Source organism: Buttiauxella cochleicola (assembly GCF_021283185.1).
GTDB lineage: Bacteria > Pseudomonadota > Gammaproteobacteria > Enterobacterales > Enterobacteriaceae > Buttiauxella > Buttiauxella massiliensis.
The window spans coordinates 364261-390441 of the sequence record NZ_JAJSOS010000002.1 but is presented as its reverse complement, the minus strand read 5'-3'; the positions used below and the strand labels follow the sequence as shown (position 1 = coordinate 390441).

Annotated in this window: 25 protein-coding genes and 1 tRNA gene; 11 read left to right on the top strand and 15 right to left on the bottom strand. The window is 47.7% G+C overall.

The genetic code is table 11. The features are described from left to right. Positions 1–82 precede the first annotated feature (82 nt). From LVQ76_RS04745 to LVQ76_RS04730, 4 genes are all read right to left on the bottom strand, one after another. Complete coding sequence (locus LVQ76_RS04745) at positions 83–1846, bottom strand: hypothetical protein (protein ID WP_232921104.1); 1764 nt, start codon at positions 1844–1846, stop codon at positions 83–85. Between the two features lie 8 nt (positions 1847–1854). After that, entirely contained in the window at positions 1855–2964 is a 1110-nt protein-coding gene (locus LVQ76_RS04740; protein WP_232921103.1) for a dsDNA nuclease domain-containing protein, read from the bottom strand. A gap of 223 nt (positions 2965–3187) precedes the next feature. Continuing rightward, the gene (locus tag LVQ76_RS04735) at positions 3188–4372 is read right to left on the bottom strand and encodes a tyrosine-type recombinase/integrase (RefSeq protein WP_232921102.1); all 1185 of its coding nucleotides are present in this window, start codon (positions 4370–4372) and stop codon (positions 3188–3190) included. Between the two features lie 163 nt (positions 4373–4535). Then, positions 4536–4610 (bottom strand) — tRNA-Gly (locus tag LVQ76_RS04730). Positions 4611–5260: 650 nt separating this feature from the next. Between LVQ76_RS04730 and ttcA the strand changes: the two genes are divergently transcribed. Beyond that, positions 5261–6196 carry a tRNA 2-thiocytidine(32) synthetase TtcA gene (gene ttcA, locus LVQ76_RS04720; RefSeq protein ID WP_232863656.1) on the top strand — a complete coding sequence of 312 codons (936 nt, stop codon included), beginning with the start codon at positions 5261–5263 and terminating at the stop codon, positions 6194–6196. Between the two features lie 42 nt (positions 6197–6238). On the opposite strand, the gene ynaL is transcribed toward ttcA, so the two are convergent. Next, complete coding sequence (ynaL, locus tag LVQ76_RS22440) at positions 6239–6391, bottom strand: proline-rich small protein YnaL (RefSeq protein WP_277813390.1); 153 nt, start codon at positions 6389–6391, stop codon at positions 6239–6241. A gap of 264 nt (positions 6392–6655) precedes the next feature. Beyond that, a complete protein-coding gene (gene zntB / locus LVQ76_RS04715) occupies positions 6656–7639 on the bottom strand; it encodes a zinc transporter ZntB (protein WP_232903507.1) in 984 nt (327 codons plus the stop codon). A gap of 217 nt (positions 7640–7856) precedes the next feature. Between zntB and LVQ76_RS04710 the strand changes: the two genes are divergently transcribed. Then, complete coding sequence (locus LVQ76_RS04710; protein WP_232921101.1) at positions 7857–8945, top strand: GGDEF domain-containing protein; 1089 nt, start codon at positions 7857–7859, stop codon at positions 8943–8945. A 13-nt stretch (positions 8946–8958) separates the two neighbouring features. Continuing rightward, positions 8959–9057 carry a YoaK family small membrane protein gene (locus LVQ76_RS04705; RefSeq protein WP_151993583.1) on the top strand — a complete coding sequence of 33 codons (99 nt, stop codon included), beginning with the start codon at positions 8959–8961 and terminating at the stop codon, positions 9055–9057. Between the two features lie 72 nt (positions 9058–9129). Here the strand turns inward: LVQ76_RS04705 and LVQ76_RS04700 are convergent, their stop codons facing one another. After that, positions 9130–10749 carry a peptide ABC transporter substrate-binding protein gene (locus LVQ76_RS04700; RefSeq protein WP_232863653.1) on the bottom strand — a complete coding sequence of 540 codons (1620 nt, stop codon included), beginning with the start codon at positions 10747–10749 and terminating at the stop codon, positions 9130–9132. A gap of 254 nt (positions 10750–11003) precedes the next feature. Between LVQ76_RS04700 and mpaA the strand changes: the two genes are divergently transcribed. Then, a complete protein-coding gene (mpaA, locus tag LVQ76_RS04695) occupies positions 11004–11711 on the top strand; it encodes a murein tripeptide amidase MpaA (RefSeq protein WP_232921100.1) in 708 nt (235 codons plus the stop codon). Positions 11712–11718: 7 nt separating this feature from the next. Here the strand turns inward: mpaA and ycjG are convergent, their stop codons facing one another. Then, positions 11719–12684, bottom strand: coding sequence for an L-Ala-D/L-Glu epimerase (ycjG, locus tag LVQ76_RS04690; protein WP_232921099.1), 966 nt, complete (start codon positions 12682–12684; stop codon positions 11719–11721). 349 nt (positions 12685–13033) lie between these two features. Here ycjG and tpx point away from each other — a divergent pair, with 349 nt between their 5' ends. Next, on the top strand, positions 13034–13540 hold the full coding sequence (gene tpx / locus LVQ76_RS04685; RefSeq protein ID WP_151993587.1) for a thiol peroxidase: 507 nt from the start codon (positions 13034–13036) through the stop codon (positions 13538–13540). Positions 13541–13651: 111 nt separating this feature from the next. On the opposite strand, the gene tyrR is transcribed toward tpx, so the two are convergent. The 7 genes from tyrR to pspA form a co-directional block, all read right to left on the bottom strand. Beyond that, a complete protein-coding gene (tyrR, locus tag LVQ76_RS04680; RefSeq protein WP_232863650.1) occupies positions 13652–15214 on the bottom strand; it encodes a transcriptional regulator TyrR in 1563 nt (520 codons plus the stop codon). Positions 15215–15372: 158 nt separating this feature from the next. Continuing rightward, a complete protein-coding gene (locus LVQ76_RS04675; protein ID WP_232863649.1) occupies positions 15373–16443 on the bottom strand; it encodes a YcjF family protein in 1071 nt (356 codons plus the stop codon). After that, entirely contained in the window at positions 16440–17837 is a 1398-nt protein-coding gene (locus LVQ76_RS04670) for a YcjX family GTP-binding protein (protein ID WP_151993590.1), read from the bottom strand. The genes LVQ76_RS04675 and LVQ76_RS04670 overlap by 4 nt, the downstream gene beginning before the upstream one ends. 123 nt (positions 17838–17960) lie before the next feature. After that, entirely contained in the window at positions 17961–18191 is a 231-nt protein-coding gene (gene pspD / locus LVQ76_RS04665) for a phage shock protein PspD (RefSeq protein ID WP_064511601.1), read from the bottom strand. Positions 18192–18236: 45 nt separating this feature from the next. After that, positions 18237–18596: an envelope stress response membrane protein PspC gene (gene pspC / locus LVQ76_RS04660; RefSeq protein ID WP_064511602.1), complete on the bottom strand. Its 360-nt coding sequence runs from the start codon at positions 18594–18596 to the stop codon at positions 18237–18239. Further along, positions 18596–18823 (bottom strand): envelope stress response membrane protein PspB, encoded by a 228-nt coding sequence (gene pspB, locus LVQ76_RS04655; RefSeq protein ID WP_034455459.1) that lies wholly within the window; start codon positions 18821–18823, stop codon positions 18596–18598. The genes pspC and pspB overlap by 1 nt, the downstream gene beginning before the upstream one ends. Positions 18824–18885: 62 nt before the next feature. After that, positions 18886–19557, bottom strand: coding sequence for a phage shock protein PspA (pspA, locus tag LVQ76_RS04650; protein ID WP_151993591.1), 672 nt, complete (start codon positions 19555–19557; stop codon positions 18886–18888). Between the two features lie 173 nt (positions 19558–19730). Here pspA and pspF point away from each other — a divergent pair, with 173 nt between their 5' ends. The 6 genes from pspF to sapF all read left to right on the top strand — a co-directional run bounded on the left by pspF (position 19731) and on the right by sapF (position 26166). Then, positions 19731–20714 carry a phage shock protein operon transcriptional activator gene (pspF, locus tag LVQ76_RS04645; RefSeq protein ID WP_232921098.1) on the top strand — a complete coding sequence of 328 codons (984 nt, stop codon included), beginning with the start codon at positions 19731–19733 and terminating at the stop codon, positions 20712–20714. A 174-nt stretch (positions 20715–20888) separates the two neighbouring features. Next, positions 20889–22529, top strand: coding sequence for an ABC transporter substrate-binding protein SapA (gene sapA, locus LVQ76_RS04640; protein ID WP_232903503.1), 1641 nt, complete (start codon positions 20889–20891; stop codon positions 22527–22529). Continuing rightward, positions 22526–23491, top strand: a complete 966-nt coding sequence (gene sapB / locus LVQ76_RS04635) for a putrescine export ABC transporter permease SapB (protein WP_151993594.1) — start codon at positions 22526–22528, stop codon at positions 23489–23491. Before sapA ends, sapB begins: the two co-directional genes overlap by 4 nt. Continuing rightward, positions 23478–24368 (top strand): putrescine export ABC transporter permease SapC, encoded by an 891-nt coding sequence (gene sapC / locus LVQ76_RS04630; RefSeq protein ID WP_134182414.1) that lies wholly within the window; start codon positions 23478–23480, stop codon positions 24366–24368. The genes sapB and sapC overlap by 14 nt, the downstream gene beginning before the upstream one ends. After that, entirely contained in the window at positions 24368–25360 is a 993-nt protein-coding gene (sapD, locus tag LVQ76_RS04625) for a putrescine export ABC transporter ATP-binding protein SapD (RefSeq protein ID WP_232863647.1), read from the top strand. The genes sapC and sapD overlap by 1 nt, the downstream gene beginning before the upstream one ends. After that, on the top strand, positions 25360–26166 hold the full coding sequence (sapF, locus tag LVQ76_RS04620; RefSeq protein WP_064558754.1) for a putrescine export ABC transporter ATP-binding protein SapF: 807 nt from the start codon (positions 25360–25362) through the stop codon (positions 26164–26166). Before sapD ends, sapF begins: the two co-directional genes overlap by 1 nt. Positions 26167–26181 lie beyond the last annotated feature (15 nt).

The following is a 26181-nucleotide window of genomic DNA, read 5'->3' as shown; positions in this document are numbered from 1 at the left end:
AAAGCTGCCCGCAAGAAAGACACATGAATTAAAAATCAATATGAAACGCGTACATTTTCGCGTTTCATATTGTTCAGAAATTTTATTCAGTAAGCTGACAAGTATCAACATAGATATCAAGATTCAGATCCAACGGTTTGGATAAAAATGTTCTCTCGTGTTTCCCATCACCAATAAAGAATAAGTTCGTATCATCTGGGAAATATCTGTCCTTGATATTTTTAACGCTAGCCCTTCGAAATGCACTAACCTCTTTACCATCTTTCAATAGTTTATCTTCAGAATATTCAGAAATTGATATAAATGATTGAGTATCCTTTGGAAGGTTCTTTCCTACAAATGAAAGTATAAGGTCAAAGTTCCTATCATCGATATCCTCCTTAAGAATTGCGTCTAACATAAATGGAAGTCGATGTATATTCTCACTTTTGTTTATCAAATAATTTAATGCAAAATGATAAGACATTACTGTTTTGTGAAGCTCAACCCCTTGAAAAGGGAATGAATTGATTTTATAAAGATTAGTATATCTTGCTTCTTTTACATTAAACAATTGCATCTCATTGAGATATTTTTGAAAAATATCTTTGAAATCTTTTTCTTTGTGGGATCGCTCTACAAAAAGAGACTGCTCCTCACCCATCTCACCTATCAACTCTTTAATCTCATCAGATCTCTTCGTGTGTTCCTCTATCTCGTTGTGAATGTTATTCAATAAGCGTACATTTGCCTTATTATCGATCCATGTATTAACGGATACAGTTTGTGATTTTTTCTCAAAAAAATACGAGTACTTTGACGATATTTCAAGTTCTAGTTTTTTAATTTTTGTAAGAGAGGAGTTAATGTCGGACTGCGTACTTTGAATCTTAATATTTAACTGTTCTAACAATTTATCTGTATCATTTATGTTTTGATGAAAACCATATAAGCCTTCTAAAGAATATGGCAATATTTGCGTACATGCAGGGCAACGATCAACATTATTATAATTTTGATGTTTAATGTTTCTTTTGGTTCTTTTAAGGATCTTGATATGATTTTTTGTTAAAGATAATTTATTACTCAGATTAGTATAAATATCACGTTCTTCATCTAAGAGTGCCACCAAATGTATATAGCTATCAATGTACCTTTGAGCTTCTTCACCGAACTCCTCATCCAACAATTTAGAAATAACCAAGCGAGGTTCATTACTATATTTATTTAATGAAGAAATTTTCGATTGAAGTTGAAGTCGCTCTTTTGTTAGTTGATAAAAATACTCTTTATCAAAGGAGTTCTCTATACCAAGATAGTAATCAAGATATGTATCCTTGAAGTCCTTATAAAACCCGAGATTAGAGAACGACTCCCTTAAATAAACCCAACCGACTGATTGGGAAATATAATAGGGCAGAAAAATACATTCTATTGATGCTGTTTTTAGTTCACCTTTCTGTTCAAGAAGCATGCCAAAACCAAACAATTGAGACAATTTCTCTTTAAGTTTCACATGTTCAAATCGACTATCAGCATCTATCCCATTAAAACTTACAACACTCCCACAGTCCTCTTTTAAATATATAACCCCTTCCTCTCTCACTATTACATACTTCTTCTCCACACCTTTTTTTGTGATACAAAAATCCAATCTAAATATAGGATTATATCGAATTATTTCGTTTAACCCATCTTTGACATCGTTTATTCCAAAGGTGAATAAAATACTCTGTAACAGAGTGCTTTTACCTGAGGTATTACATCCACTGATTATATTTACCCCATTCGAAAACCTCTGATCAAAATATACATTATGACTTTCAGAGACGACAAACAATCTATCAAATTTTATAATGGTCTTCATGGTTTACCTTAATCATAGCACTCAACGTACGAACACAGAACTGCAAAAAATATATCGATGTTAGTCAAATTTAAAGAGTGAGATTTTCTAACGCCATCAATGTATGCAGTTAATATGTCCTGAAGAGAGTAATATTGAGCCGTGTAATCATTATTTCTAACGAAATTTTTAATGAGCTGATAGTCAAAATTACTCATATCCTTGAGCAGCTCAAAAGAATTAATTATATAAGCCTCATGATTTTTCTGTATATTAAGGGGTATTCTAAATTGTATTGAGAACTGCTGTGCAGAGGTACGCCAATAATCGAATGTCTTTTGCTGTGAATCAATTATATTCATAACTTTCTTAACTTCTTCGCCTTCAACCCTTTTTGTTGGATCGAGTAGACATATTTCCTGCCCTTGATTATATACAGTTTCCACATTCCTAAATAGAGCAAGTATTACTTCAATGGCTGCTTTCGAGTCAGCTATATGAGAAAACTTCCTAGACATAAGTCCAATAAGCGATTCCTTTTGTTTTGCAGCCGTTCGTGGGAAATCTACCCACTGAATTTTTAGGTTACTTAATTCTTTCCGATGGAAAACAGAAGACTCTTCATTACAAATGTCTGTAACATTATTTTCAATTTTATTCTGAATGTTTTTATGTAATTCATCATAAACACAAATAGAGTTTTGCTCATTAACCCTTAATATTTGCTCAGTAATACCTTCTTTTTTTAAGGCCTTTGACGGTGAGTACTTTAATTCTATTTCTGTATTTGATATAAATATTAACTGGTGTTTATAATCTTCACTTTTTTCAAAAGCATCATTTCTTAAATTTTCGCCTACCAATAGTATTTTAGATACCATCTCAGAAAACCTAGAATCGATAGTCCATATTTTCCCGCTAAGTTTCTTTGCTTGATAGGCATGTATCTCGTTAATATAACTTAAGCAATCAGTTTTATAACAAAATAGAAAATCATCGTGATGTTCGATACAAATAAAGAAATCTTTATTGATAAAAGAATTAAAATTATCTAACAAAAGATATAATGCACAGTTTCTTTGAAATTCGAAACCAGTTAACGCATCAACCCCGGCGTTTGCCGCTTTATTTTTAGCCACCCTACTCTCCTACAACAGCTAAAAATTTCCATCGTCATCCATTGATGGATGTGGATGCAAATTAAACCATTTAAGGCGATGTGTATCACGAAAATCAAAAAAAATAAATTTGTAACATCTTTTTTAGTGATCTAATGCACTGTTTTGCATACTGTTTTTTTGTACAGTTAAAAATAATACATTAAGGGAAAACATCAAAAACTCGTTTTCCCTATTTACAGGCTTATATAACCCTAGTTAAAGATGCTTCAACATAATTCGCATACCACTGCATCATATCCCTTCTCCCTTCCAGATACTGAGCGTGGTTATATGTCCCACGAATAGAGTTCTTATCGACGTGAGCCAGCTGTAGCTCAATCCAAGCCGAGTTGAATCCCTGCTCATGCAAAATGGTACTCATCGTGTGACGGAATCCATGCCCCGTAACGAGTCCGGCATAGCCGATGCGCTTGACCAACACAGTCAATGCCATATCACTCATCGGTTTCTTGGGATTATTACGTCCAGGGAACAACAACGCTCCTGCTCCCGTCATGAGTTTAAGCTGATTAAGCAGGTCAATTGCCTGGCTTGATAATGGAACTAAATGGGGACGGCGCATTTTCATGCGTTCTGCGGGTACGTTCCAAACCTTTCGCTCAAAATCAAATTCCCGCCACTCTGCTTGTCTCAGTTCTCCGGGCCTTACTCCGGTCAAAATAAGCAGCTGCATGGATAACTTAACAAGCACACTACCAGTATAGGTGTGCAGGATACGAAGAAACTCTGGCAATTCGTCCTGGGTTAAAAAAGCATAATGCTTTTTCTCATGAGGAGTTACGGCACTGGCTAAATCAGGCGCTGGGTTGTACTCAGCCCTGCCAGTGACTATTGCATACTTCCAGACCTCTCCACACCTTTGACGAACTTTACGGACCTTCTCTGTTGCACCTCGAGCCTCGATCTTAGACAGAACAGCAAGCAACTCCATCGGCTTGATATCTTTGATTGGCCGGTGACCGATATATGGAAACACATCCGTCTCAAAGGTTCTCATCATCTCTTCACGATAGGAGACAGACCAGCGATCATAGCGACGCTGATACCACTCCCGAGTGATAGCTTCAAACGAATTTTCTGCGTCCTGTTGACGACTAAGTTTCTCAATTTTGCGCTCAAGAGAAGGATCGTTGCCAGCCGCTAATGTCCTTTTAGCATCCTCACGCTTACTTCTGGCTTCAGCTAAAGAAACATCGGGGTAAACGCCAATCGCAAGCAGCTTCTCTTTGCGTAGCGAACGGTATTTGAGACGCCAGTATCTCTTACCGTTGGGATTAACCAGCAAGTAAAGACCACCACCATCGGCCAGTTTGTAGGGCTTCTCTTTGGGTTTTGCAGTTTCAACCTGACGAGCAGTTAACTTCATTGGGGGTACCTCTCAGCAGGGGTACAATTATACCCCCATCCATACCCCCACATTAGGGTTGACCCTGAGGGAGTACTATTGAGTTCAATTGACTAATAGAATGCTATAGCTGCTGATTTATCAAGGGAAAATTGAGTTAGGTAGACTTCAGGAGAGTTTGGTTTGGAGCGGTCAGCGGGAATCGAACCCGCATCATCAGCTTGGAAGGCTGAGGTAATAGCCATTATACGATGACCGCTTTGGTCCGCCACCGGAGCCTCGAACCCCGTACTACAACCTATGATTGCCGCTCTTCCCGATGAGCTAGTGGCGGTTTGGTAATACTACCGACACATTAGATTTAATAATCGCACACTCTGAAGAGGGTTAACGGCCGGCGCGGCATAATACATAAGTGAAATTACCCATGCAATCTATAAGTATTTATTGAGGTGGTATTTTCATGCTACTGATTATTATAACAACAATTGCGCAGAAATAAGCCAACTGAGCAAGAGAGTTCGCATGTGCTGCGCATTTAATCATTTTGAATACGCGAAGAGACAACCGCAACAAATACGCTTCATTTTTGTTCCCGGAATCTGGCTGGATGAGCAAAAACCTTCCTCAATTTAGCCCGGATGGAACGCAGCTGTAAAACGTGCTGGCATTCGCCGTGGCAATCCGTACCATACACGCCACACTTATGCATGCTGGATGCTTAAAACGGGAAGAAACCCGCCATTTATCGCCAGCCATATGGACCATGAAAATACCCATATGGTTTATGACATTGATTCAACCTGGATACAGGATATGAACGGCGATCGGTTCAGCATGCTAAACCAAAAACTCGCGCTATAGGCTGTGCCCCTGTGGTGCCCCTGAAACAACCGGCAAATCAATAAAATGCAAGATAAACAAGAAATTACAAAGAAAGATCAATACAACCTGAACAAATTACAGAAGCGCCTGCGTCGTAACGTGGGTGAAGCGATCGCTGATTACAATATGATTGAAGAAGGCGACCGTATTATGGTCTGCCTGTCAGGCGGTAAAGACAGCTACACCATGCTGGAAATTCTACGAAACTTACAGCAAAGCGCGCCGATTAATTTCAGCCTGGTGGCCGTTAACCTCGATCAAAAACAACCGGGCTTCCCTGAGCATATCCTGCCTGCGTATCTGGAAAGCATTGGTGTTGAGTACAAAATTGTCGAAGAGAACACTTACGGTATCGTTAAAGATAAGATCCCGGAAGGCAAAACTACCTGTTCTCTGTGCTCTCGTTTACGCAGGGGCATCCTTTACCGTACTGCGACTGAGTTAGGTGCGACGAAAATCGCGCTTGGTCATCACCGTGACGACATCCTTCAGACGCTGTTTCTGAATATGTTCTACGGCGGCAAGATGAAGGGTATGCCACCAAAATTGATGAGTGATGACGGGAAACATATCGTCATTCGTCCGTTGGCTTATTGCCGTGAGAAAGACATTGAGCGTTTTGCAATTGCTCGTGAATATCCGATCATTCCTTGTAACCTGTGTGGTTCGCAGCCGAATCTGCAGCGCCAGGTCATTGGTGAAATGCTGCGTGACTGGGATAGACGCTATCCTGGCCGTATCGAAACCATGTTCAGTGCCATGCAAAACGTTGTGCCTTCGCACATGTGTGACACGGAACTGTTCGATTTTAAAGGCTTGCAACATGGTGCTGAAGTCGTTAATGGCGGAGATTTAGCATTCGACCGCGAAGAGTTGCCGATGCAACCTGCAGGCTGGCAGCCAGAAGACGAAGACAGCGAAACCCCTCTGCAACGCCTCGATATCCTCGAAATCAAATAATCCTCTCTTCCCTCTCTCGCCTGAGAGAGGGAAAACTCTACTCTAACTATGCGGTGGTGGCTCGATAATCGGTCTTTGGTCGGGATCTAGTGGTGGGTCTGGTATCGGCTGCGGTCTTGGGATCGGGTCAGGTACTGGAGTAGGTTCACTCGGAAACGACGGGTCACTCATATTTAATCTTCGATAAACAGTCATCACTGCCTCCTGTAAATACTCCTTTTAAGCATAGACCACATATTGCAGACAAAAAAAAGCCGACTAATAGTCGGCTCGTACGAATCAATTGTGCTATGCAGTAATTCTAAAAAAGGAAGTAAGACAATATGGAGCGCAACGCCCATCGCTTGACGTTGCATTCACCTGCGAGAGAGATATTGCCTTGAACCGGCGTTCCATTTATTGACCTTGCTCAACTATAGCCGCCTTTTTTAACCTTCATAATGTTAAAAATGTTAAATTTTACAGCCATTTACTACGATGTAACCACCAGGCAACACCGCCTATAAGAACCACCAACATGATACAAAACAGGCTGAAGCCAAAATGCCAGCCGCCGCCAGGAATACCGCCCAAATTCACACCAAACAGCCCTGTCAAAAAAGTGCTGGGTAAAAAAACCATTGCCATTAGTGACATGGTGTAGGTTCTTCTTCCCATAGCTTCCTGCATAACCTGAGCAATTTCATCGGTCATAACCGCAGTGCGCGCGATACAAGCATCAATTTCATCAAGCCCACGCCCTAACCTGTCGGAAATATCCTGCATACGACGACGATGATCATCAGTCATCCAGGGTAAACGCTCACTCGAAAGGCGCGCATAAACATCTCGCTGAGGTGCCATATAACGGCGCATGACGATTAACTGTTTACGCAGTAGAGCAAGGTATCCACGCGGTGGAATTTGCTGGTCCAGCAAGTTATCTTCAAGGTCGATGATTTTGTCATGCAGTTGTTCAATAAATTCACTTGCGTGATCGGTCAGCGCATCGCAGACATCCACCAACCAGCTTCCACAATCGAGTGGGCCAGCGCCTTCCTTAAGATCGTTCACCACATCATCAAGAGCCAAAACCTGACGCTGACGCGTTGACACAATAAGCCGCTCATCAATATATAAACGCATGGCAACAAGTTGGTCCGGGCGTTCATCGGTACTGCCGTTAATGCAGCGCAACGTAATCAACGTGCCCTCGCCAATGCGCGTCACTCGCGGACGCAGGCTCTCTCCCGCCAGGGCATCACGAGCATAATTTGGCAGCAGCGGCGTAGTTGCCAGCCAATTAGCACTTGCGCTATTGGTATAGTTCAAATGCAACCAACCAGGATGTTCGGCATCAATGGTATCGGTATCTTCAATGGTATCGACCCCGCCTTTACCATCCAATTGCCAGGCGAACACGGCATCCGGCACATTTAACTGGTATCCCTTAATGGTTTCCACTGCATTATCTCCACGTGTTACCACAATATTGTTGTCAGTCTAGCCGTCTTCTTTTGTTATGTAACTCGGAAAAATTAGCAAACACGCTGAATTTGCTGAATAAAAAATGTTACATTTCCGCAGTTTTTTAGACCCAATCATGCCTCGCGGCATTCGGAGATGATGTTTGTCAGAAAGACGTAGGGCTTCACCCAATTTAGACCTCCGCCTTAAGACCATGCGCCAACGGGCAATCACTGTCAGTGGCCCGTGGTTTCTATGGATTAATTTGTTGTTCTGCTTATTTATTTTAGGCAGGCATTACTTCTCGCCCTCGCAGCAAATCGCCAGCGTTACGGCATCAGTACCCATACTGGAAATCCTTATGGGGCTAATTCTCGCAGTCTCATCATCAGCCATTTTCATTTTGCGCATGGCACACGATCAACATGCCGAGTGGTTAAGCAAATTTCTGTACGGGGCATTGCTTTGTATCAGCGCATTATGGGTAGGATGTTTTTATGTATTCCTGGCAAGCGGCGATTCGCGGATTGTTTTCCCCTTTGCAGCATTGCTGATTTTCACTGCGCTAATTTCACTTTATTTTGATGGCCGAGTTTTACTGAGTTTCACCCTGCCAATCTGGATCTCGATTCTGGTCTGTAATTTTATTTATCCCTCTGATCTGACCGTACTGAATGCGCTTCTCTATCTGCTTCTGGCGGGGCTTTTTGAGTCTGGCCGTCGAATCTTGCGTGGCTGGTTTGTGTTGGCGATTAGTCGTGAGCAAGAAAATAGAGAATTGATTAAACGGCTACAAGACCTGGCGAATAATGATCCACTTACAGGTATTGCCAATCGTCGATCTTTTCATCTTCTTCTCGAAAAGGCTATGCAGCGCCAGCAACTATGCGGTATGCCACTTTCATTGATTATGCTGGATGTCGATTACTTCAAGAAGTACAACGACCATTATGGCCATCAGGCTGGTGATGAGTGTCTGGTGAAAATCGCTCAATGTCTGGTGGGTGCTACTCGTTCAACACATGACGCCGTTGCTCGCTTTGGCGGAGAGGAGTTTATTATTTTACTGCCCGATACGCAGGAGCAGCAGGCAATAGAAGTAGCTGAACGAATCAGGCGGAACCTACACGCCCTCTCTATCCCGCACGCAGCCTCACCCGTAATGCCTTATGTTACTATCAGTCTCGGTATCGCCACTCTGATACCCGGAACCACCTCGACACGCCTTATCGCACAAGCAGATGCCGCGTTGTATAAAGCAAAAGAAAATGGCCGCAACCGGTGGCAAACATACCAACACTAGCAAAGAGAGAAAAATGAAAATTGGCGTACTGTTTCCAATAGCAATCATTGTTGCAGCGATTGTATTTATCACCTGGTTTATTGCTGGTGGCTACGCGACATCCGCTTCTTGATAGAGCAAACGACAGTGAAGAATAAGCCGGTCAGTTGCGTAACTGACCGGCATTACTGAAGGATGGGCTAATCTAGTGAGCCACGATATACATCGTGCGGCTATATGCGACATCTTCAGGGTTATTAATTGGATAACCTTTCAACCATGGCTTGATTAAACGGCCATTCGTGTACTGATAGATAGGCGCTATTGGCGCTTTTTCCTGGATGATTTTCTCAGCCTGGTTGTAGTCTTTATTGCGCGCTTCATCCGTAGTTTCCTGGCTCGCTTGCTGCAGAATTTTGTCATATTCCGGCGAGTTGAAGCGTGAGATATTGCCGCTATGGGATGACGTTAGCAATGACAGGAAGGTAGAGGGTTCGTTGTAGTCACCTACCCATGAAGCTCGGATAACATCGAAGTTACCGGTATTACGGCTATCGATATATGTCTTCCACTCCTGGTTTTGCAGCTTCACATCCACACCCAGATTTTTCTTCCACATCGAAGCCACTGCTATAGCAATCTTCTGGTGGTTTTCCGAGGTATTGTACAAAAGGGTGAGTTTAAGCGGATTGGTCGGTCCGTAGCCTGCGGCCTGCAATAACGTTTTCGCCTGTGCATTGGCCTCTTCCTGGCTCATTTGCTCAAATGGCGAAGTTTCCGGTTTAAATCCGGCGGTTACATCCGGAGTAAAACGCCACGCAGGTTTTTCACCTGTCCCCAGCACTTTTTCAGCCATGATATGACGATCAATAGTCATACTCAGGGCAAGGCGCACACGTTGATCGGCGGTCGGGCCTTTTTGGGTGTTGAAAGCGTAATAATACGTTCCCAACTGCGGCGGGGTGTAAACCTGGCCTGGGATGTCTTTTAGCAATTTCTGGTAGAGGTTTTTCGGGAAGGATTCAGTAATATCAATATCTCCCGCCAGATAACGTTTCGTTGCCGAAGACTCTTGGTTGATCGGAATAAACGTCACTTGGGTAATAACCGTTTTGCTATTATCCCAATAATGAGGGTTCTGTACCGCCACCAGCTTTTCGTTAACGATGCGATCTTTAAGCGCGTATGCACCGTTACCCACCAGATTACCCGGCTTAGTCCAGTCGTTCCCGAATTTCTCAACTACAGCTTTAGGAACCGGGTAGAACGAGAAATTGGCCGTAAGATTTGGGAAATACGGTACTGGTTTATCCAACTGAATTCGTAGCGTTCTGGCATCCACTGCCGTCACACCCAACTTATCAGCAGGCATTTTTCCATCAATGATGGCTTGTGCGTTGTTAATACCAGCAAGAGCTGCGAACCATGCAAATGGCGAGGTGTTTTTAGGGTCAACCAGACGCTGCCAGCTATAAACAAAATCTTGCGCTGTTACAGGTGTCCCATCAGACCAACGCGCGTTATCACGCAGAGTAAAGGTCCAGGTGCGGTTATCATTGCTTTGCCATTTAGTCGCAACACCAGGTTCTAGTTGCCCTTTCTCGTTTTGATTCACCAGCCCTTCAAAAAGATCACGGATTACCTGAATTTCTGGTAACCCTACTGCTTTGGCTGGGTCAAGAGACGCAGGCTCATCTTTAATATGGCGAACCAGACTCTGGTCGGCGGCAAGTTTAGTACCAGCGGGGACATCTGCCGCCCAGGCGTTAGAAAAGAGGCTGGCGATAGCTAACGCACAACAAGTAGTCAAAAAACGCTTTTTCATGTTTTACCCTTATGAATAATTTTGTTTGGGACAGCACTACGCTCACGCCAGTGACAGAGAAACAATGTAACGCAATCAACTGTTTTGCCAATAACTAAAATAAATAACGTGACGAAAATCGCCTCTGCGGTAGGTTTTTGTGAACAATAGCGTAAAGGCTGAACTGGTCTGACAGGAGATTGTTTCTGATGAGTTTTATTTAAATCACTGCTATTACTATCAGCAATAAAAAAATAGAACTTTTAAGGAAAACTATGCCAACCCACCGCCCCCGTTCGCAACGTGGCCATTTGCCACAAGGTTCTGAACGTTATGGGAAATCCGTTTTCGGCGCACCGCTTATCTGGTTCCCAGCTACACCGAATGAGCAACGCAGCGGCTTAATTATTGCGGGAACGCACGGCGATGAAAATGCTGCCATGGTTACGCTTTCTTGTGCGTTACGCACGCTGAAACCTGAACATCGACGCCATCATGTGGTTTTAGCCGTAAATCCTGACGGTTGCCAGCTCGGTTTGCGCGCTAACGCCAATGGTGTAGACCTGAATCGTAATTTCCCCGCGGCCAACTGGAAATCAGGTGATACGGTTTATCGCTGGAACAGTAGCGCGGATGAACGTGATGTGGTGCTCTCTACAGGTATAAAACCGGGTTCTGAGCCAGAAACGGCGGCGCTATGTCAGTTGATCCACACGCTGAAACCCGCATGGATTGTCTCGTTCCACGACCCGTTGGGCTGCATTGAAGATCCTGATAATTCGCCGCTTGGCGCATGGCTTGCGAAGGAGTTTGAATTGCCGCTGGTCACCAGTGTGGGCTACGAAACGCCGGGCTCTTTTGGAAGCTGGTGCGCAGATTTGGACTTGCCCTGTATCACCGCAGAATTCCCGCCCATCTCGGCTGACGAAGCGAGTGAGCGGTATCTGGATGCCATGATGGGCTTGTTACACTGGCAAAAATAATTTCCCGTTACGGATAAAGTTTACCGGTTTCAAAATGCAACCCTGGTTCGACGTCCACCGCGAGCCAGGTTGGGCCATCGAGATCGGCAAAACGGACTTTCGCCGCCAGCGGTAATGCGGCGGCGATAGCTCGGGAAGTACACAACATACAGCCCAACATCACATCAAAACCTGCTTCACGAGCGGCTTGCGTTAAGGCCAGCGCTTCGGTTAAACCCCCGGTTTTATCCAGCTTCACGTTCACCATTTCGTAGCGCCCTTTCAGCTCGGCCAGACTTTCACGGGTATGGCAGCTTTCATCGGCGCAAATGGGTAGCGGATGGATGAAATTCGATAACGCTTTATCCTGCCCCGCTGGCAGCGGCTGTTCAAGCATCGCCACATTCAGGTCTGCCAGTAACTGACAACGCGCCGCCAGCCCTTCACTTTTCCAGGCTTCGTTGGCATCCACGATGATCACCGCTTCCGGCACGACGGCACGAATCGCCACCATACGCTCGCTAATCAGTCGGTCGTCAATTTTGACCTTTAGCAGGCGCGCGCCTTTATCCCACAGCAGTTTGGCCGCCGCTGCCATTTGTTCCGGCTCGGCAATACTCACCGTTTGCGCGGTTGTAATCAGTTCCGGGAGTTCGATACCCGCAATATGCGAAAGCGTGCGCTGATTGCGACGAGCGTCTAAATCCCATAACGCGCTATCGACGGCATTACGCGCAGCACCCGCAGGTAGAACATCCTGCAATTGCGCACGCGTCATCCCTTTTTCCAGTTGAGGTATAACCGTGGTGATTTGCGCCAGCACCGATTCCACGCTTTCGCCATAACGCGGATACGGCGTGCACTCGCCCACTGCTTTGATACCGTCCTCTTCCAGCTCAATCACCACAACTACCGCTTCGCTGCGAGTTCCGCGTGAAATCACAAACGGCGTATGCAGCGGCCATGCTTCCTGGTAAACCTTGACTGATCTCATTATTGTTTTGCCTGTCGTCGTTGTTTGTATCCTCCGCAGAGTATACCCAAAATAATTCAAGGTGCATCGAGGCGGCAAGGGAACGAGTCCCGATGAGCTTACATAAGTAAGTGATTATTCGGCCCATCCATAGGCCTCACCCCTCCGGGGCCGCTGTAACAGCGTTCAAATCTGTTCCAGACAGATTTGTCGGGTGAGAGAGCGCAGCCAACAAAGAGGCAGCTTGAAGAATGAAGGGTATATAGCCAGCGAACACGTTTACTTGCACTATCAGTTTTTTATATTCAGACGATGAATACTGACATACACTGTCGGCGGCGTTAATTATATGTAAAAAGGAAAATCAAACATGTCACAAATCGTTCATTTCCAGGGCAACCCTGTAGCGGTTGCAGGTCAGATCCCACAAGCTGGCAACAAAGCAGAAGCTTTTTCTTTAGTCGCAAAAGATCTTTCTGATGTTGCACTGAGCCAGTTCGCCGGAAAACGTAAAGTACTGAACATTTTCCCAAGCATCGACACTGGCGTTTGTGCGGCATCCGTGCGCAAATTCAACCAACTGGCAACTGAAATGGAGAACACCGTTGTACTGTGTGTTTCCGCGGATCTGCCATTTGCACAGTCTCGCTTCTGCGGCGCAGAAGGCCTGAGCAACGTTGTTACTCTGTCTACTCTGCGTAACCCAGAATTCCAGCAAGCTTATGGCGTTGGCATTTCGGAAGGCGCACTGAAAGGCCTGACGGCTCGTGCCGTTGTGGTTCTTAATGAGCAAGATGAAGTGGTATTCAGCGAGTTAGTGAACGAAATCACTAACGAGCCAGATTATGCTGCAGCACTGGAAGCCCTGAAGGCTTAAGTGTTAACAAGGGTGGTAAACTTTTTTGTCGGATGACGCTGCGCTTATCCGACCTACGAAGAGATTTATCATCAGTGTGAATGCCCCCGAAATCAGGGGGCATTGTTTTTTTTAATCTTCGGTTTTACGCTGGCTCAAACCATATTCACGTAATTTGTTCGCAATCGCCGTATGTGACACACCCAGGCGTTTTGCCAACTTACGCGTACTTGGATAAGTACGATAAAGCTGTGTCAGTACCGAGCGCTCAAAGCGGCTGGTAATATCATCTAACGACCCTTCCATCGCCTCTTCGCCAACAGCCAAACTGACGGTGTCAAAATCAGGCAGCACAATATCTTGTGGACGCAATTCATAACCTTCCAACTGTGTTAATGCGCGATAAATTGCATTTTTCAACTGGCGCACATTTCCCGGCCATCCGTAACGTGTAAGCATATTACTCAGGTCATTTGCCAATTTCGGGCGCGGTACCCCTTGTTCATCGGCAAATCGTGCTACAAACAGTTCGGTCAGGGGCATGATGTCTTGCGGGCGATCACGCAAAGGCGGCAGATTCAGCGTCAGTACATTCAAGCGGTAATAGAGGTCCTCACGGAACTCCCCTTTTTGTACCATTTCAACGAGGTTCTTCTGGGTGGCGCAAATCACGCGGACATCAACATGTACTTCGTGTTCTTCACCCACACGGCGGAAAGTCCCATCGTTGAGGAAGCGCAGAAGTTTAGTTTGCATACGCGGCGACATCTCACCAATCTCATCCAACAGAACCGAGCCACCGTTCGCCTGCTCGAAGAAGCCCTTTTTCCCTTCGACGGCATTGGCGTAAGCGCCTGGCGCGTGACCAAACAATTCGCTTTCTACAACATCGTCTGGCATCGAACCGCAGTTCAGCGCCAGATAAGGTTTCTGTGCGCGTGGGCTGCCAAGGTGGCAAGCGTGAGCCAGCAAATCTTTTCCGGTGCCTGTATCGCCAACAATCAGCAGCGGCGCATTCAGCAGTGCCAGTTTATGAGCCTGATCAACCACATGGCGCATTTTTGGGCTGACGGCAACAATCTGACTGAAAGCGCTGACATCAGTGTTAGAGATATTTTGTAGTTGGCGACCCATACGCACCGTGGAGCGCAGCATAACAACAGCCCCCACCAGTGAAGACTCTTCGTTTTCACTATCCAGATGAACCGGCGTGATTTCCATCAGGAAGTTCTGCCCGTTGATGACCACATGTTCGGTATGCGATTCGGCCGGAGAACTTTCAAGCCAACGCATAAAATTGAAACCATTCACAAGGCTTGCGGCATTATGGTTACGCAACTTGTCTTCATTTTGTCCGAACAGCGCACAACTCGCTGGGTTTGCCAGCTCTACTTTGCTTTTCATATCCAAAGAAAGAACCGGCTCTGGCAGCGCTTCAAGCAAAGCACTCAGCGCACGATGCTCACGTTCGGAAGGCATCCACGGCACAGTACGCACATCCGTAACGCCTGGAATACGGCGAATTTCAGCCATTAGACTGCTGAACGAATCAAATTCAAGTGTCGAGAAATTCAGGTAAATTCGCCCAATTGGATCAATTTCGATTCCTCGCAAATCGATACTACGCAGCACAAGTAAATCAAGTAATTCTCGAGTCAGACCAAGGCGGTCCTGGCAAAAAACTTCCAGACGCATGGAGGTGTCCTTCAATTGCAATAAGCTGAGTCATTGGGTGGAGTGATGATACTCCAGATAACGAATGGTCAGAAGAGATGTGTGAAGAAAAGTTGACAGATAAGTCGCTGAATGGGGGCAATGCCGTAAAGCAAAGTGCTCACGGCATTGCCTGTTTGTTACTCTACAGGTCTGGTTTTACTTTTACTTATTGTCTCTTTGAGCTGAACCAGCAACTGCTTGCGGAAATCACCGAGTTTCGGTTTGTCGCCTTCAATCCATGGCAATGGGCGGCAAAGCTCCATTGCTTTAATCCCTAAGCGGGCGGTCAGCAAACCAGCACCAATGCCCTGCGCAGCACGCGTCGAAAGTCTTGCCGCGAGATCCTGGCCTATCCAGTCCATACCGACTTCACGCACCAGTTCACTGGCTCCGGCAAAGGCGATATTCAACAATACCAGACGGAACAAACGGATACGGCTGTAGTAACCTAATTCTATGCCATAAACCGTGGCAATACGGTTTATCAGGCGCAAGTTACGCCAGGCGATAAACGCCATGTCCACCATCGCCAGCGGGCTGACGGCAATCATTAGCGTGGATTCAGCAGCCGAGCGGCTGATTTCCCGGCGCGCCTGGTTATCCAACACTGGCTGGACCAAACGGGCGTATAGCTCCACTACTTCACGATCGTTTTGCGTTTCATGAATCGCGGCGTACCAGCGTTGCAGTGCAGGATGCCCGTGATCAAGCCCAGCCTGGCGCGCGAGTTTTTCGCAGAAGGCTTTACCCTTCCCCATGCCGTGGCTATGCATCAAATCACGCGCTTCGTCACGTTCTTCAGCACGCTGGCGCAAACGCCATAAACGTCGCCACTCTGTCGCCACTGAGCCCACACCGGCAGCAATAATCAACCCGCCAGCAATGCCGCCTCCGAGAGCAATCCAGTCCTGGGTAACATAAGCGGTATGCGTCCACTGAATGCCTTGCGCCACCACGCTGACGCCAAACAGCCCAAGCCCGACCTGAACCATGCGCCGCCACAGGCTGCGTTTCGGGCGCAAAGCCGCTTCAATCACGGCTTCTGCTTGGCCGCCATCGTCAACGTCAACCTCATCAAACGTGTTGAGCGCTGGAGTAAACTTCTCAGCCTCCGGCTCGCTGAAAGCATGTGGCGCTTTGTAGATATCTTCTTTTTCCACATCCAGTGGTTGTGCGAAATCGATACGCGGTTTTAATGGTTCGTTCATCGCAATTTATCCCCGATTAAAAACTCCAGCGCCGCGTCCATCCGAATGTGCGGCATTGGCTTGTCCACATCCATCACTTGCGGACGGAACTGTTCAAACTGAAAACCTTGTTTCTCCCAGAAAGCACTTCCTGGTAAACGCGCCGGAACTTCGCCAGGGTAGACGGTTAGCGGTGCGCCATCACTTAAACGGTTACCACGCAATGCCGGGATTTGCTCACCTTTCACGTCAACCAGGCCACTTTGTGTTGCCTGAACTGACGCAAGCCCCATGCAGTCCATGTCGATACCTTCAAACGCGGCATTCTGCCAGGCGTCCTGCACCAGTTGCTGTAGTAACGACACCATGTTGGCGTGCTGATCGACGGTCACATGGTCGGCCTTGGTGGCAGCAAATAAAAGTTTGTCGATAACCGGCGAAAACAGGCGACGAAACAACGTGCGCTGGCCGTAATGGAAACTTTGCATCAGTTGCGTCAGCGCGAGGCGCATATCGTTGAATGCTTGCGGGCCGCTGTTGAGAGGCTGAAGACAATCCACCAACACAATTTGGCGGTCAAATTTAAGGAAGTGGTTCTTGTAGAACCCTTTGACCACTTTTTCACAGTAGTAATCAAAGCGTGTCCGCAACGTGCCGATATTGGTGGTTTTGTCTGCCTGAGCGAGTTTCGACTCGCCAATGCTATCCACATCTGGCCACGGGAAGAATTGTAACGCCGGAGCGCCAGCCATATCACCAGGTAACACAAAACGACCGGGTTGGATAAAATGCAGACCTTCTCGTTTGCAGTGCAGCAGATATTCAGTCCAGGCCTCTGCAATTGCAGCAAGGCGGTTTTCATCGGCAGGAGCCAGCGGATCCAACCCTTCACATAGTTTGCGCCACTGCACCGACCATTCAGCGCGATCTCCTGTCAACAGACTTGTCATCTGGCGCGACCAGCTCAGGTAATTTTGCGCAAGCATCGGCAAGTCCAATAACCACTCGCCAGGATAATCGACAATTTCCAGATACAGCGTTGATGTGTCTTTGAAATGGCGCAGCAGTGAATCGTTAGAACGATAACGCAGCGCGAGGCGCATTTCGCTAACACCGCGGGTTGGAGTCGGCCAGTTCGGTGGAGAGCCGTACAACTGCGCCAGACCTTCGTCATAGGTAAAACGTTGAATACCTAAATCACGCTGTGGCACACGTTTAACGCCAAGCAGGCGTTCTTCACGCACCGCATTAAGCAACGGCAAACGCGCGCCGTTATGCACGCTCAATAATTGATTCACCATCGCGGTGATAAAAGCCGTCTTACCGCTGCGGCTTAAACCGGTTACGGCAAGACGTAAATGTCGGTCCACACCCCGGTTCATCAGGGCATTCAGTTCATTCTTGATTCTGTTCATATGCGTCCTGGTTGCGCCCGTTGTCTCTCAACTGAGGAGAATCTTCACTGATTGTAATAAATATGGGTAGTTAATACCGAATCAATGGCAAATGAATTGAAAATCAAAAGTGTGGAGAAAAGATTACTTTGCAGTGCCACCTTGAGTGCGAGCAGAAATTTTGCGCAGTACTCGTGCCAGCAGGGGCTCAAGGGTTAGCGCCAGTAGCATTTTCAATGGACGGCGCGCTACGGATTTAACTGCCCAACCCGCGACGCCTGCAGGGCCGTAGCGCAGGGCGGTCAGCAATACTAACTTACCGACAATTTTCAGGCCCGGCTTAGCCTTGTTCGCAGCCGTCTGGAATTTAGACATGGTTTCTCCCGATTACAACGGGGGCAATCGCCCCCATAGAGAACATTAAAGCTGACGGAAACGGCTACGTAACGTGAAGGTATCAGAGGTTATATAGCGTTCCATAGAACGTAAACGCTGCTCCCCTGCCGCAAGTTCAGCATCTACTTCGTCGAGCAAATCGCGCGTAGTCGGTTGAGGAGTTGCCTGGTCGGCACCCGCAGGCATTGGGTCAAGGATAAAGGTCAGTGCGATGTAGGCCACCATCACAAAGAAAAATAGGCCAAAGATCATCGCTAATACGGTAATCAGGCGTACCAATTTGACTGGCACATCAAGGTATTGCGCGATACCCGCGCAAACCCCCTTCACCATCCCTTTTTCAGGGATACGCCACAATTTACGACCGGAAATTGAGTTCACCATTATTTGTCTCTCCAGTTCGGATGTTCTGCATCAAGGATCTGCTCCAGCGTCTGAATACGTTCGCGCATACGGCGTGATTCATCAGTTAGCTGCGCCAGCCGCTGTTGCTCGCCCTGAGAGAGCTGCCCGCCATTCGCGGCACGGTTGTTGTAGTGCAACCACAGCCAGATGGGGGCGACAAACAACACAAATATGGTTAACGGAATGGCAAGAAAAAGCGCGCTCATGTGTACTCCTTTTACAAGTCAGGCCAGCTGCGGCGCGCCATGCACGCCGCAGTTAAAGTGAATTACCCACGTTCCTGGTTATTCATTTTAGCTTTCAGCGCAGCCAGCTGTTCGCTGATCTCGTCATCGGCTTTCAGTTCAGCAAACTGTGAATCGAGATTTTTCTGTTTACCAAAGCTGTGGCTTTCCGCTTCTGATTCCATCTGGTCAATACGGCGTTCAAAAGATTCAAAACGAGCCATTGCTTCATCGATTTTGCCGCTATCCAACTGGCGACGAACATCGCGTGAAGAAGAGGCTGCTTGATGGCGCAGCGTTAACGCCTGCTGGCGCGCGCGGGTTTCGCTGAGTTTATTCTCAAGCTCGCCAATTTCTTTTTTCATGCGCGCCAGGGTTTCATCGACATGCACCACTTCATCTTCCAGGGTGGCGATCAGGTCGGTCATTTTTTGTTTTTCGATCAATGCCGCACGTGCAAGATCTTCTTTATCTTTACGCAGCGCCAATTCTGCTTTGTCCTGCCATTCCGCCTGCTGTGCAGTTGCTTGCTCTACGCGACGGGAAAGTTGTTTCTTTTCAGCCAGCGCACGAGCCGAGGTAGAGCGCACTTCAACGAGTGTGTCCTCCATTTCCTGAATCATCAGACGCACCAACTTCTGTGGGTCTTCTGCTTTCTCGAGCAGTGAGTTGATGTTGGCATTCACGATGTCGGCAAAACGAGAAAAAATACCCATAATTCAATCCTCTTTAGTCATTATTTCAGGTGCCCGGCACCTTGCTCGAATTGAATATTGCAAGCGGCGTGCCAAATTTTTATCTTATTGATTTTAAACATAATTATTAAATTTGACTCATTAAACATAACGTTTATAGTGGTTATATTCACTAACTATTGGTTAATTTAATCATGGCAGATAGCAAAGATAACCTGATTGGCGAAGCAAACAGCTTTCTTGAAGTGCTGGAGCAAGTTTCGCGCCTGGCACCACTGGAAAAACCGGTGTTAGTGATTGGCGAGCGTGGCACGGGTAAAGAGCTGATTGCTAACCGTTTGCACTTCCTTTCGCGCCGTTGGCAAGGGCCGTTTATTTCCCTGAACTGCGCCGCACTGAACGATAATTTGTTGGATTCAGAACTGTTCGGCCATGAAGCCGGAGCCTTTACCGGGGCGCAAAAACGCCATCCAGGCCGCTTTGAACGCGCTGATGGCGGCACACTCTTTCTTGATGAACTCGCCACCGCGCCGATGATGGTGCAGGAAAAACTGCTGCGCGTGGTGGAATACGGCGAGCTTGAGCGCGTGGGCGGCAGCCAGCCGTTGCAGGTGAATGTGCGGCTGGTATGCGCGACCAATGCCGATTTACCGCAACTGGCCGAGGAAGGGAAATTCCGTGCTGATTTGCTCGACCGCCTGGCATTTGATGTGGTGACACTTCCCCCGCTGCGCGAGCGCCAGCCCGATATCATGTTAATGGCCGAGCACTTTGCGATTCAGATGTGCCGCGAATTGCAGCTCCCGCTGTTCCCTGGGTTTACCGAAGAAGCGCAAGCGACGCTGTTGAATTACGCCTGGCCGGGGAATATCCGCGAATTAAAAAACGTGGTGGAACGTTCGGTTTATCGCCATGGATCCAGTGAGGAACCTGTCGATGAAATCATCCTCGATCCCTTTGCGCGGCAACCTGTAACTATTGTAAAAAGTAGCGAATCGCAGCAACAAACCTTGCCTATGGATTTACGCGCCTGGCAAAATGATCAAGAGAAAACACTCGTTGAACAAAGCCTCAAGCAGGCGAAATACAACCAGCGTAAAGCCGCTGATTTGCTCGGGCTCACTTATCATCAACTGCGCGCCTTACTGAAAAAGCACCAAATTATGCTATCTGAATAGCTATCAGATTGAGTTTTTAGTCTCTGCGAAGGCCACTAACGCTGCAAAAAACAGCATCTCCCCGCCTTTTTTGCAGGCTTTGTTTATAAAAAAAGCAAAATAGCCTGACATATTTTGGGAAGCCCTCCAGAGTGCGATACACTTTGGCTATCACCCGAGAAAACTCAAAAACTTATGCGCGGAATTGTCTCCTCCCTGTTACTGGCGGTTAGCTGCCTGAGTGGCGCGGCATTTGCTGCAACACCTATTGAAAAGCCAGCCGATATCCGTAACAGCGGATTTGTTTATTGTGTCAGCGGTCAGGTCAATACTTTTAACCCGCAGATGGCCAGCGGTGGTTTGACTGTGGACACCCTTGCCGCACAGTTATATGACCGGTTGCTGGATGTTGATCCGTACACTTATCGCCTGGTGCCAGAATTGGCCGAGAGCTGGGAAGTATTGGATAACGGTGCGACTTATCGTTTTCATCTGCGCTCGAATGTTCAGTTCCAGACCACCCCATGGTTTAAACCTACTCGCGCACTCAATGCCGACGATGTGGTTTTCAGCTTTCAACGAGTGTTTGATCGTAAACACCCGTGGCATAACGTTAACGGCGGCAACTACCCTTACTTCGATAGCCTTCAATTCCCGGACTCAGTAAAAAGTATTCGCAAGCTTGATAGCAACACCGTTGAGTTCCGACTGGAAAAGCCGGATGCCTCTTTCTTGTGGCATATGGCTACACATTACGCATCCGTGATGTCTGCAGAATATGCAGATCAACTGACTAAGGCCGACCGTCAGGAGTTAATGGACCGTCAGCCGGTTGGCACAGGGCCATTCCAGATAAGTGAATATCGCGCGGGGCAATATATTCGCCTCGCACGCCATCCGAAATTCTGGCGCGGTGTTCCATTAATGCCACAAGTTGTTCTGGATCTGGGTTCAGGTGGTACAGGGCGTTTATCGAAACTGATTACCGGCGAATGCGATGTACTGGCCTATCCTGCAGCCAGTCAGCTGACGATTTTACGTGATGACCCGCGATTGCGGCTTACTTTGCGTCCGGGAATGAACATTGCTTATCTGGCGTTTAATACCAACAAAGCACCATTGAATAACCCAGCAGTACGTCATGCATTGGCACTGGCCATTAATAACCAACGCCTGATGCAGTCGATTTACTACGGTACAGCCGAGACAGCCGCCTCTATTTTGCCTCGTGCTTCCTGGGCTTATGACAGTGACTCCAAAATTACCGAATACAACCCGCAGAAAGCTCGCCAGCAATTAAAAGCGCTCGGACTTAACAACCTTGAATTGCGTCTATGGGTTCCAACTAGCTCTCAGGCATGGAACCCAAGCCCGTTGAAAACGGCAGAGCTTATCCAGGCGGACATGGCGCAAATTGGGGTGAAGGTCATTATCGTTCCCGTCGAAGGCCGTTTCCAGGAAGCTCGCTTAATGGATATGAATCACGACTTAACGCTTGCAGGTTGGGCAACAGACAGTAACGACCCTGATAGTTTCTTCCGCCCCATGCTTAGTTGCGCCGCGATCCGATCGCAGACCAACTATGCTCGTTGGTGTGACCCTAAGTTTGATGAAGTGCTGCAAAAAGCGTTGTCGTCTCAGCAACTGGCTTCTCGCATTGAAGCTTACCGCGAGGCTCAGGATATTCTGGCCGAACAATTGCCCGTGCTGCCACTGGCGTCATCACTGCGCTTGCAAGCCTATCGCTACGACATGAAAGGGCTGGTGCTAAGTCCGTTTGGTAATGCATCGTTTGCGGGTGTTTCCCGCGAGAATGTTGAGGTGAAAAAACCATGATTATTTACACTCTGCGCCGCCTGCTATTGCTGCTGGTGACGCTGTTTTTTCTGACCTTTATCGGTTTTAGCCTCAACTATTTTACCCCTCATGCCCCACTGCAAGGTGCATCACTGTGGAATGCGTGGGTTTTCTGGTTTGAAAGTATTATGCATTGGGATTTCGGCGTATCGAGCATTAACGGTCAGTCGATCAATGAACAGCTGCGTATTGTTTTCCCTGCCACCATGGAACTGTGCATCCTGGCATTTGGCCTGGCATTACTGATAGGTATTCCGGTGGGAATGCTGGCCGGTATTATGCGCAATAAGTGGCAAGACCGGCTGATAAGCGCGCTGGCACTGGTTGGTTTTTCTATTCCTGTATTCTGGTTAGCCCTGCTGCTAACAATGTTTTTCTCGCTAACATTAGGCTGGTTACCCGTTTCCGGACGCTTTGATTTACTTTATGAAGTGAAATCAGTGACTGGTTTTGCGCTGGTTGACGCCTGGCTATCGGACTCCCCTTATCGCGAAGAGATGATCGTCAGCGCCATACGTCACATGGTGCTGCCAGTGGTGGCATTAGCCGTCGCACCGACCACTGAAGTGGTGCGTCTGATGCGTATAAGCACCATTGAAGTGTTTGACCAAAACTATATTAAGGCAGCTGCAACCCGAGGTTTATCACGCCTGACAATTCTTCATCGTCATGTGCTGCACAACGCGTTGCCTCCGGTCATTCCACGCCTCGGCCTGCAATTTTCAACCATGTTAACTCTGGCGATGATCACTGAAGTTGTGTTCAGTTGGCCGGGCCTTGGGCGCTGGCTTATCAACGCAATTCGCCAACAAGACTACACGGCCATTTCTGCTGGCGTTATGGTCATTGGCTCATTGGTAATCATCGTGAACGTTATTTCCGATATTTTGGGTGCCATGGCAAACCCTCTGACACATAAGGAATGGTATGCCTTACGATAGCGTCTATCGCGAGAAGCGACCGCCGAGCACTCTGCGCCTGACATGGCGAAAATTTTACGGCGATACTACGGCGATGATCGGCCTATATGGTTGTGGCGCTTTGGTGCTGCTGTGCATTTTTGGTGGTGTTTTTGCCCCCTACGGCATCGACCAACAGTTCCTGGGTTATCAACTGTTACCACCTTCATGGTCACGCTATGGCGATGTATCTTTCTTCCTGGGTACAGACGATCTGGGGCGTGATGTGTTAAGCCGCCTGTTAAGCGGTGCTGCACCAACAGTTGGCGGTGCGTTTGTCGTTACGCTTGCTGCAGCAGTATGCGGTATTATTTTGGGCGTGTTTGCCGGTTCAACACATGGCCTTCGCTCTGCTGTACTCAACCATATCCTCGATACGCTGTTGTCGATCCCGTCGCTTCTGCTGGCAATTATTGTCGTGGCGTTTGTCGGGCCACATTTGTTGCACGCTATGTTTGCCGTGTGGCTCGCCCTGCTGCCGCGGATGGTGCGTTCTGTTTATAGCGCTGTACACGACGAGCTGGAAAAAGATTACGTGGTTGCCGCACGCCTTGATGGTGCATCGACACTGAATATTCTCTGGTTTGCGGTGATGCCGAATACGGCGGCGATTCTGGTGACTGAGATTACCCGTGCGCTATCCATGGCGATTCTGGATATCGCTGCACTAGGATTTTTGGACCTTGGGGCACAACTCCCATCACCGGAATGGGGCTCGATGTTGGGTGACGCACTGGAGTTGATTTATGTCGCTCCGTGGACAGTAATGTTGCCCGGAGTGGCTATCATGATCAGTGTGTTGCTGGTCAACCTGCTGGGCGACGGTTTACGCCGCGCAATCAATGCGGGGGTGCAATAATGCCATTACTTGATATTCGAAACCTGACCATCGAGTTTATGACCTCCGAAGGTTGGGTAAAAGCCGTCGACCGCGTCAGTATGACTCTGAATGAAGGGGAAATCCGTGGCTTAGTAGGCGAGTCCGGCTCAGGAAAGAGTCTGATTGCCAAAGCGATTTGCGGCGTCACCAAAGACAACTGGCGCGTCACCGCCGACCGTATGCGGTTTGATGACATCGATCTACTGCGCCTGAGTTCACGCGAGCGTCGTCGGCTGGTCGGCCACAACGTTTCGATGATTTTCCAGGAACCACAGTCGTGTCTGGACCCATCAGAACGTGTCGGGCGTCAGTTGATGCAAAATATTCCCGGCTGGACCTATAAAGGCCGCTGGTGGAAGCGATTTGGCTGGCGCAAACGCCGGGCCATTGAGTTATTACACCGTGTGGGGATTAAAGATCATAAAGATGCGATGCGTAGCTATCCTTACGAGCTGACTGACGGTGAATGTCAAAAGGTGATGATAGCCATCGCCCTTGCCAACCAACCGCGTTTGTTAATTGCGGATGAGCCAACCAACGCGATGGAACCAACCACGCAGTTGCAAATTTTCAAACTGCTGACGCGGTTAAATCAGTACAACAACACCACGATTTTGCTGATCAGCCATGATTTGCAGATGCTGAGCAAATGGGCCGATAAAATTAACGTCATGTATTGTGGGCAAACCGTGGAAAGCGCAACCAGTGAAGAGCTGATTGCCACCCCGCACCACCCTTATACACAGGCGCTTATCCGCGCGATTCCTGATTTTGGCAGCCCGATGCCGCATAAAAGCCGCCTCAATACCATGCCGGGTGCGATTCCTTTACTGGAACAGTTGCCGATGGGGTGCCGACTGGGGCCTCGCTGCCCTTATGCACAGCGTGAATGTATTGAAACACCTCGCTTGATGGGGGCAAAGACACATCTTTATGCCTGTCACTTCCCGCTGAATATGGAGAGTCAGTAATGGTCGAAACGCTGCTCGAAGTTCGAAATTTAAGTAAAACGTTTCGCTATCGAACCGGCTTATTCCAGCGCCAGCATGTTGATGCCGTAAAACCGCTGAGTTTCACTTTGCGTGAAAAACAGACGCTGGCGATTATCGGCGAAAACGGCTCTGGCAAATCGACACTTGCAAAAATGCTTGCCGGGATGGTTGAGCCCACCACTGGCGAAGTGCTAATTAACGATCATTTGCTGCAATACGGTGACTATACCTACCGAAGCCAGCATATACGTATGATTTTCCAGGATCCAAGCACGTCGCTGAACCCGCGCCAGCGTATTTCGCAGATCCTCGATTTCCCGCTGCGCCTGAACACCAACCTCGAGCCAGAAGCGCGTCACAAGCAGATTATTGAAACGCTGAGAATGGTGGGCTTGCTTCCCGATCACGCCAGCTACTACCCGCATATGCTGGCTCCCGGGCAAAAACAGCGTCTGGGTTTGGCGCGCGCGTTAATCCTGCGTCCCAAAGTGATTATTGCCGACGAAGCGCTGGCATCTCTTGATATGTCGATGCGTTCGCAACTGATTAACCTGATGCTTGAGCTACAGGAAAAACAGGGCATTGCCTATATCTATGTGACCCAGCATATCGGCATGATGAAACACATCAGCGATAAAGTGATTGTGATGCACCAGGGCGAAGTCGTTGAGCGTGGCAGCACCGCTGAAGTTCTTGCCTCACCGCTTCATGACCTTACCAAACGCCTGATCGCCAGCCATTTCGGCGAAGCGTTGACAGCAGATGCGTGGCGAAAAGATCGGTAAAGCCAACATATTAAG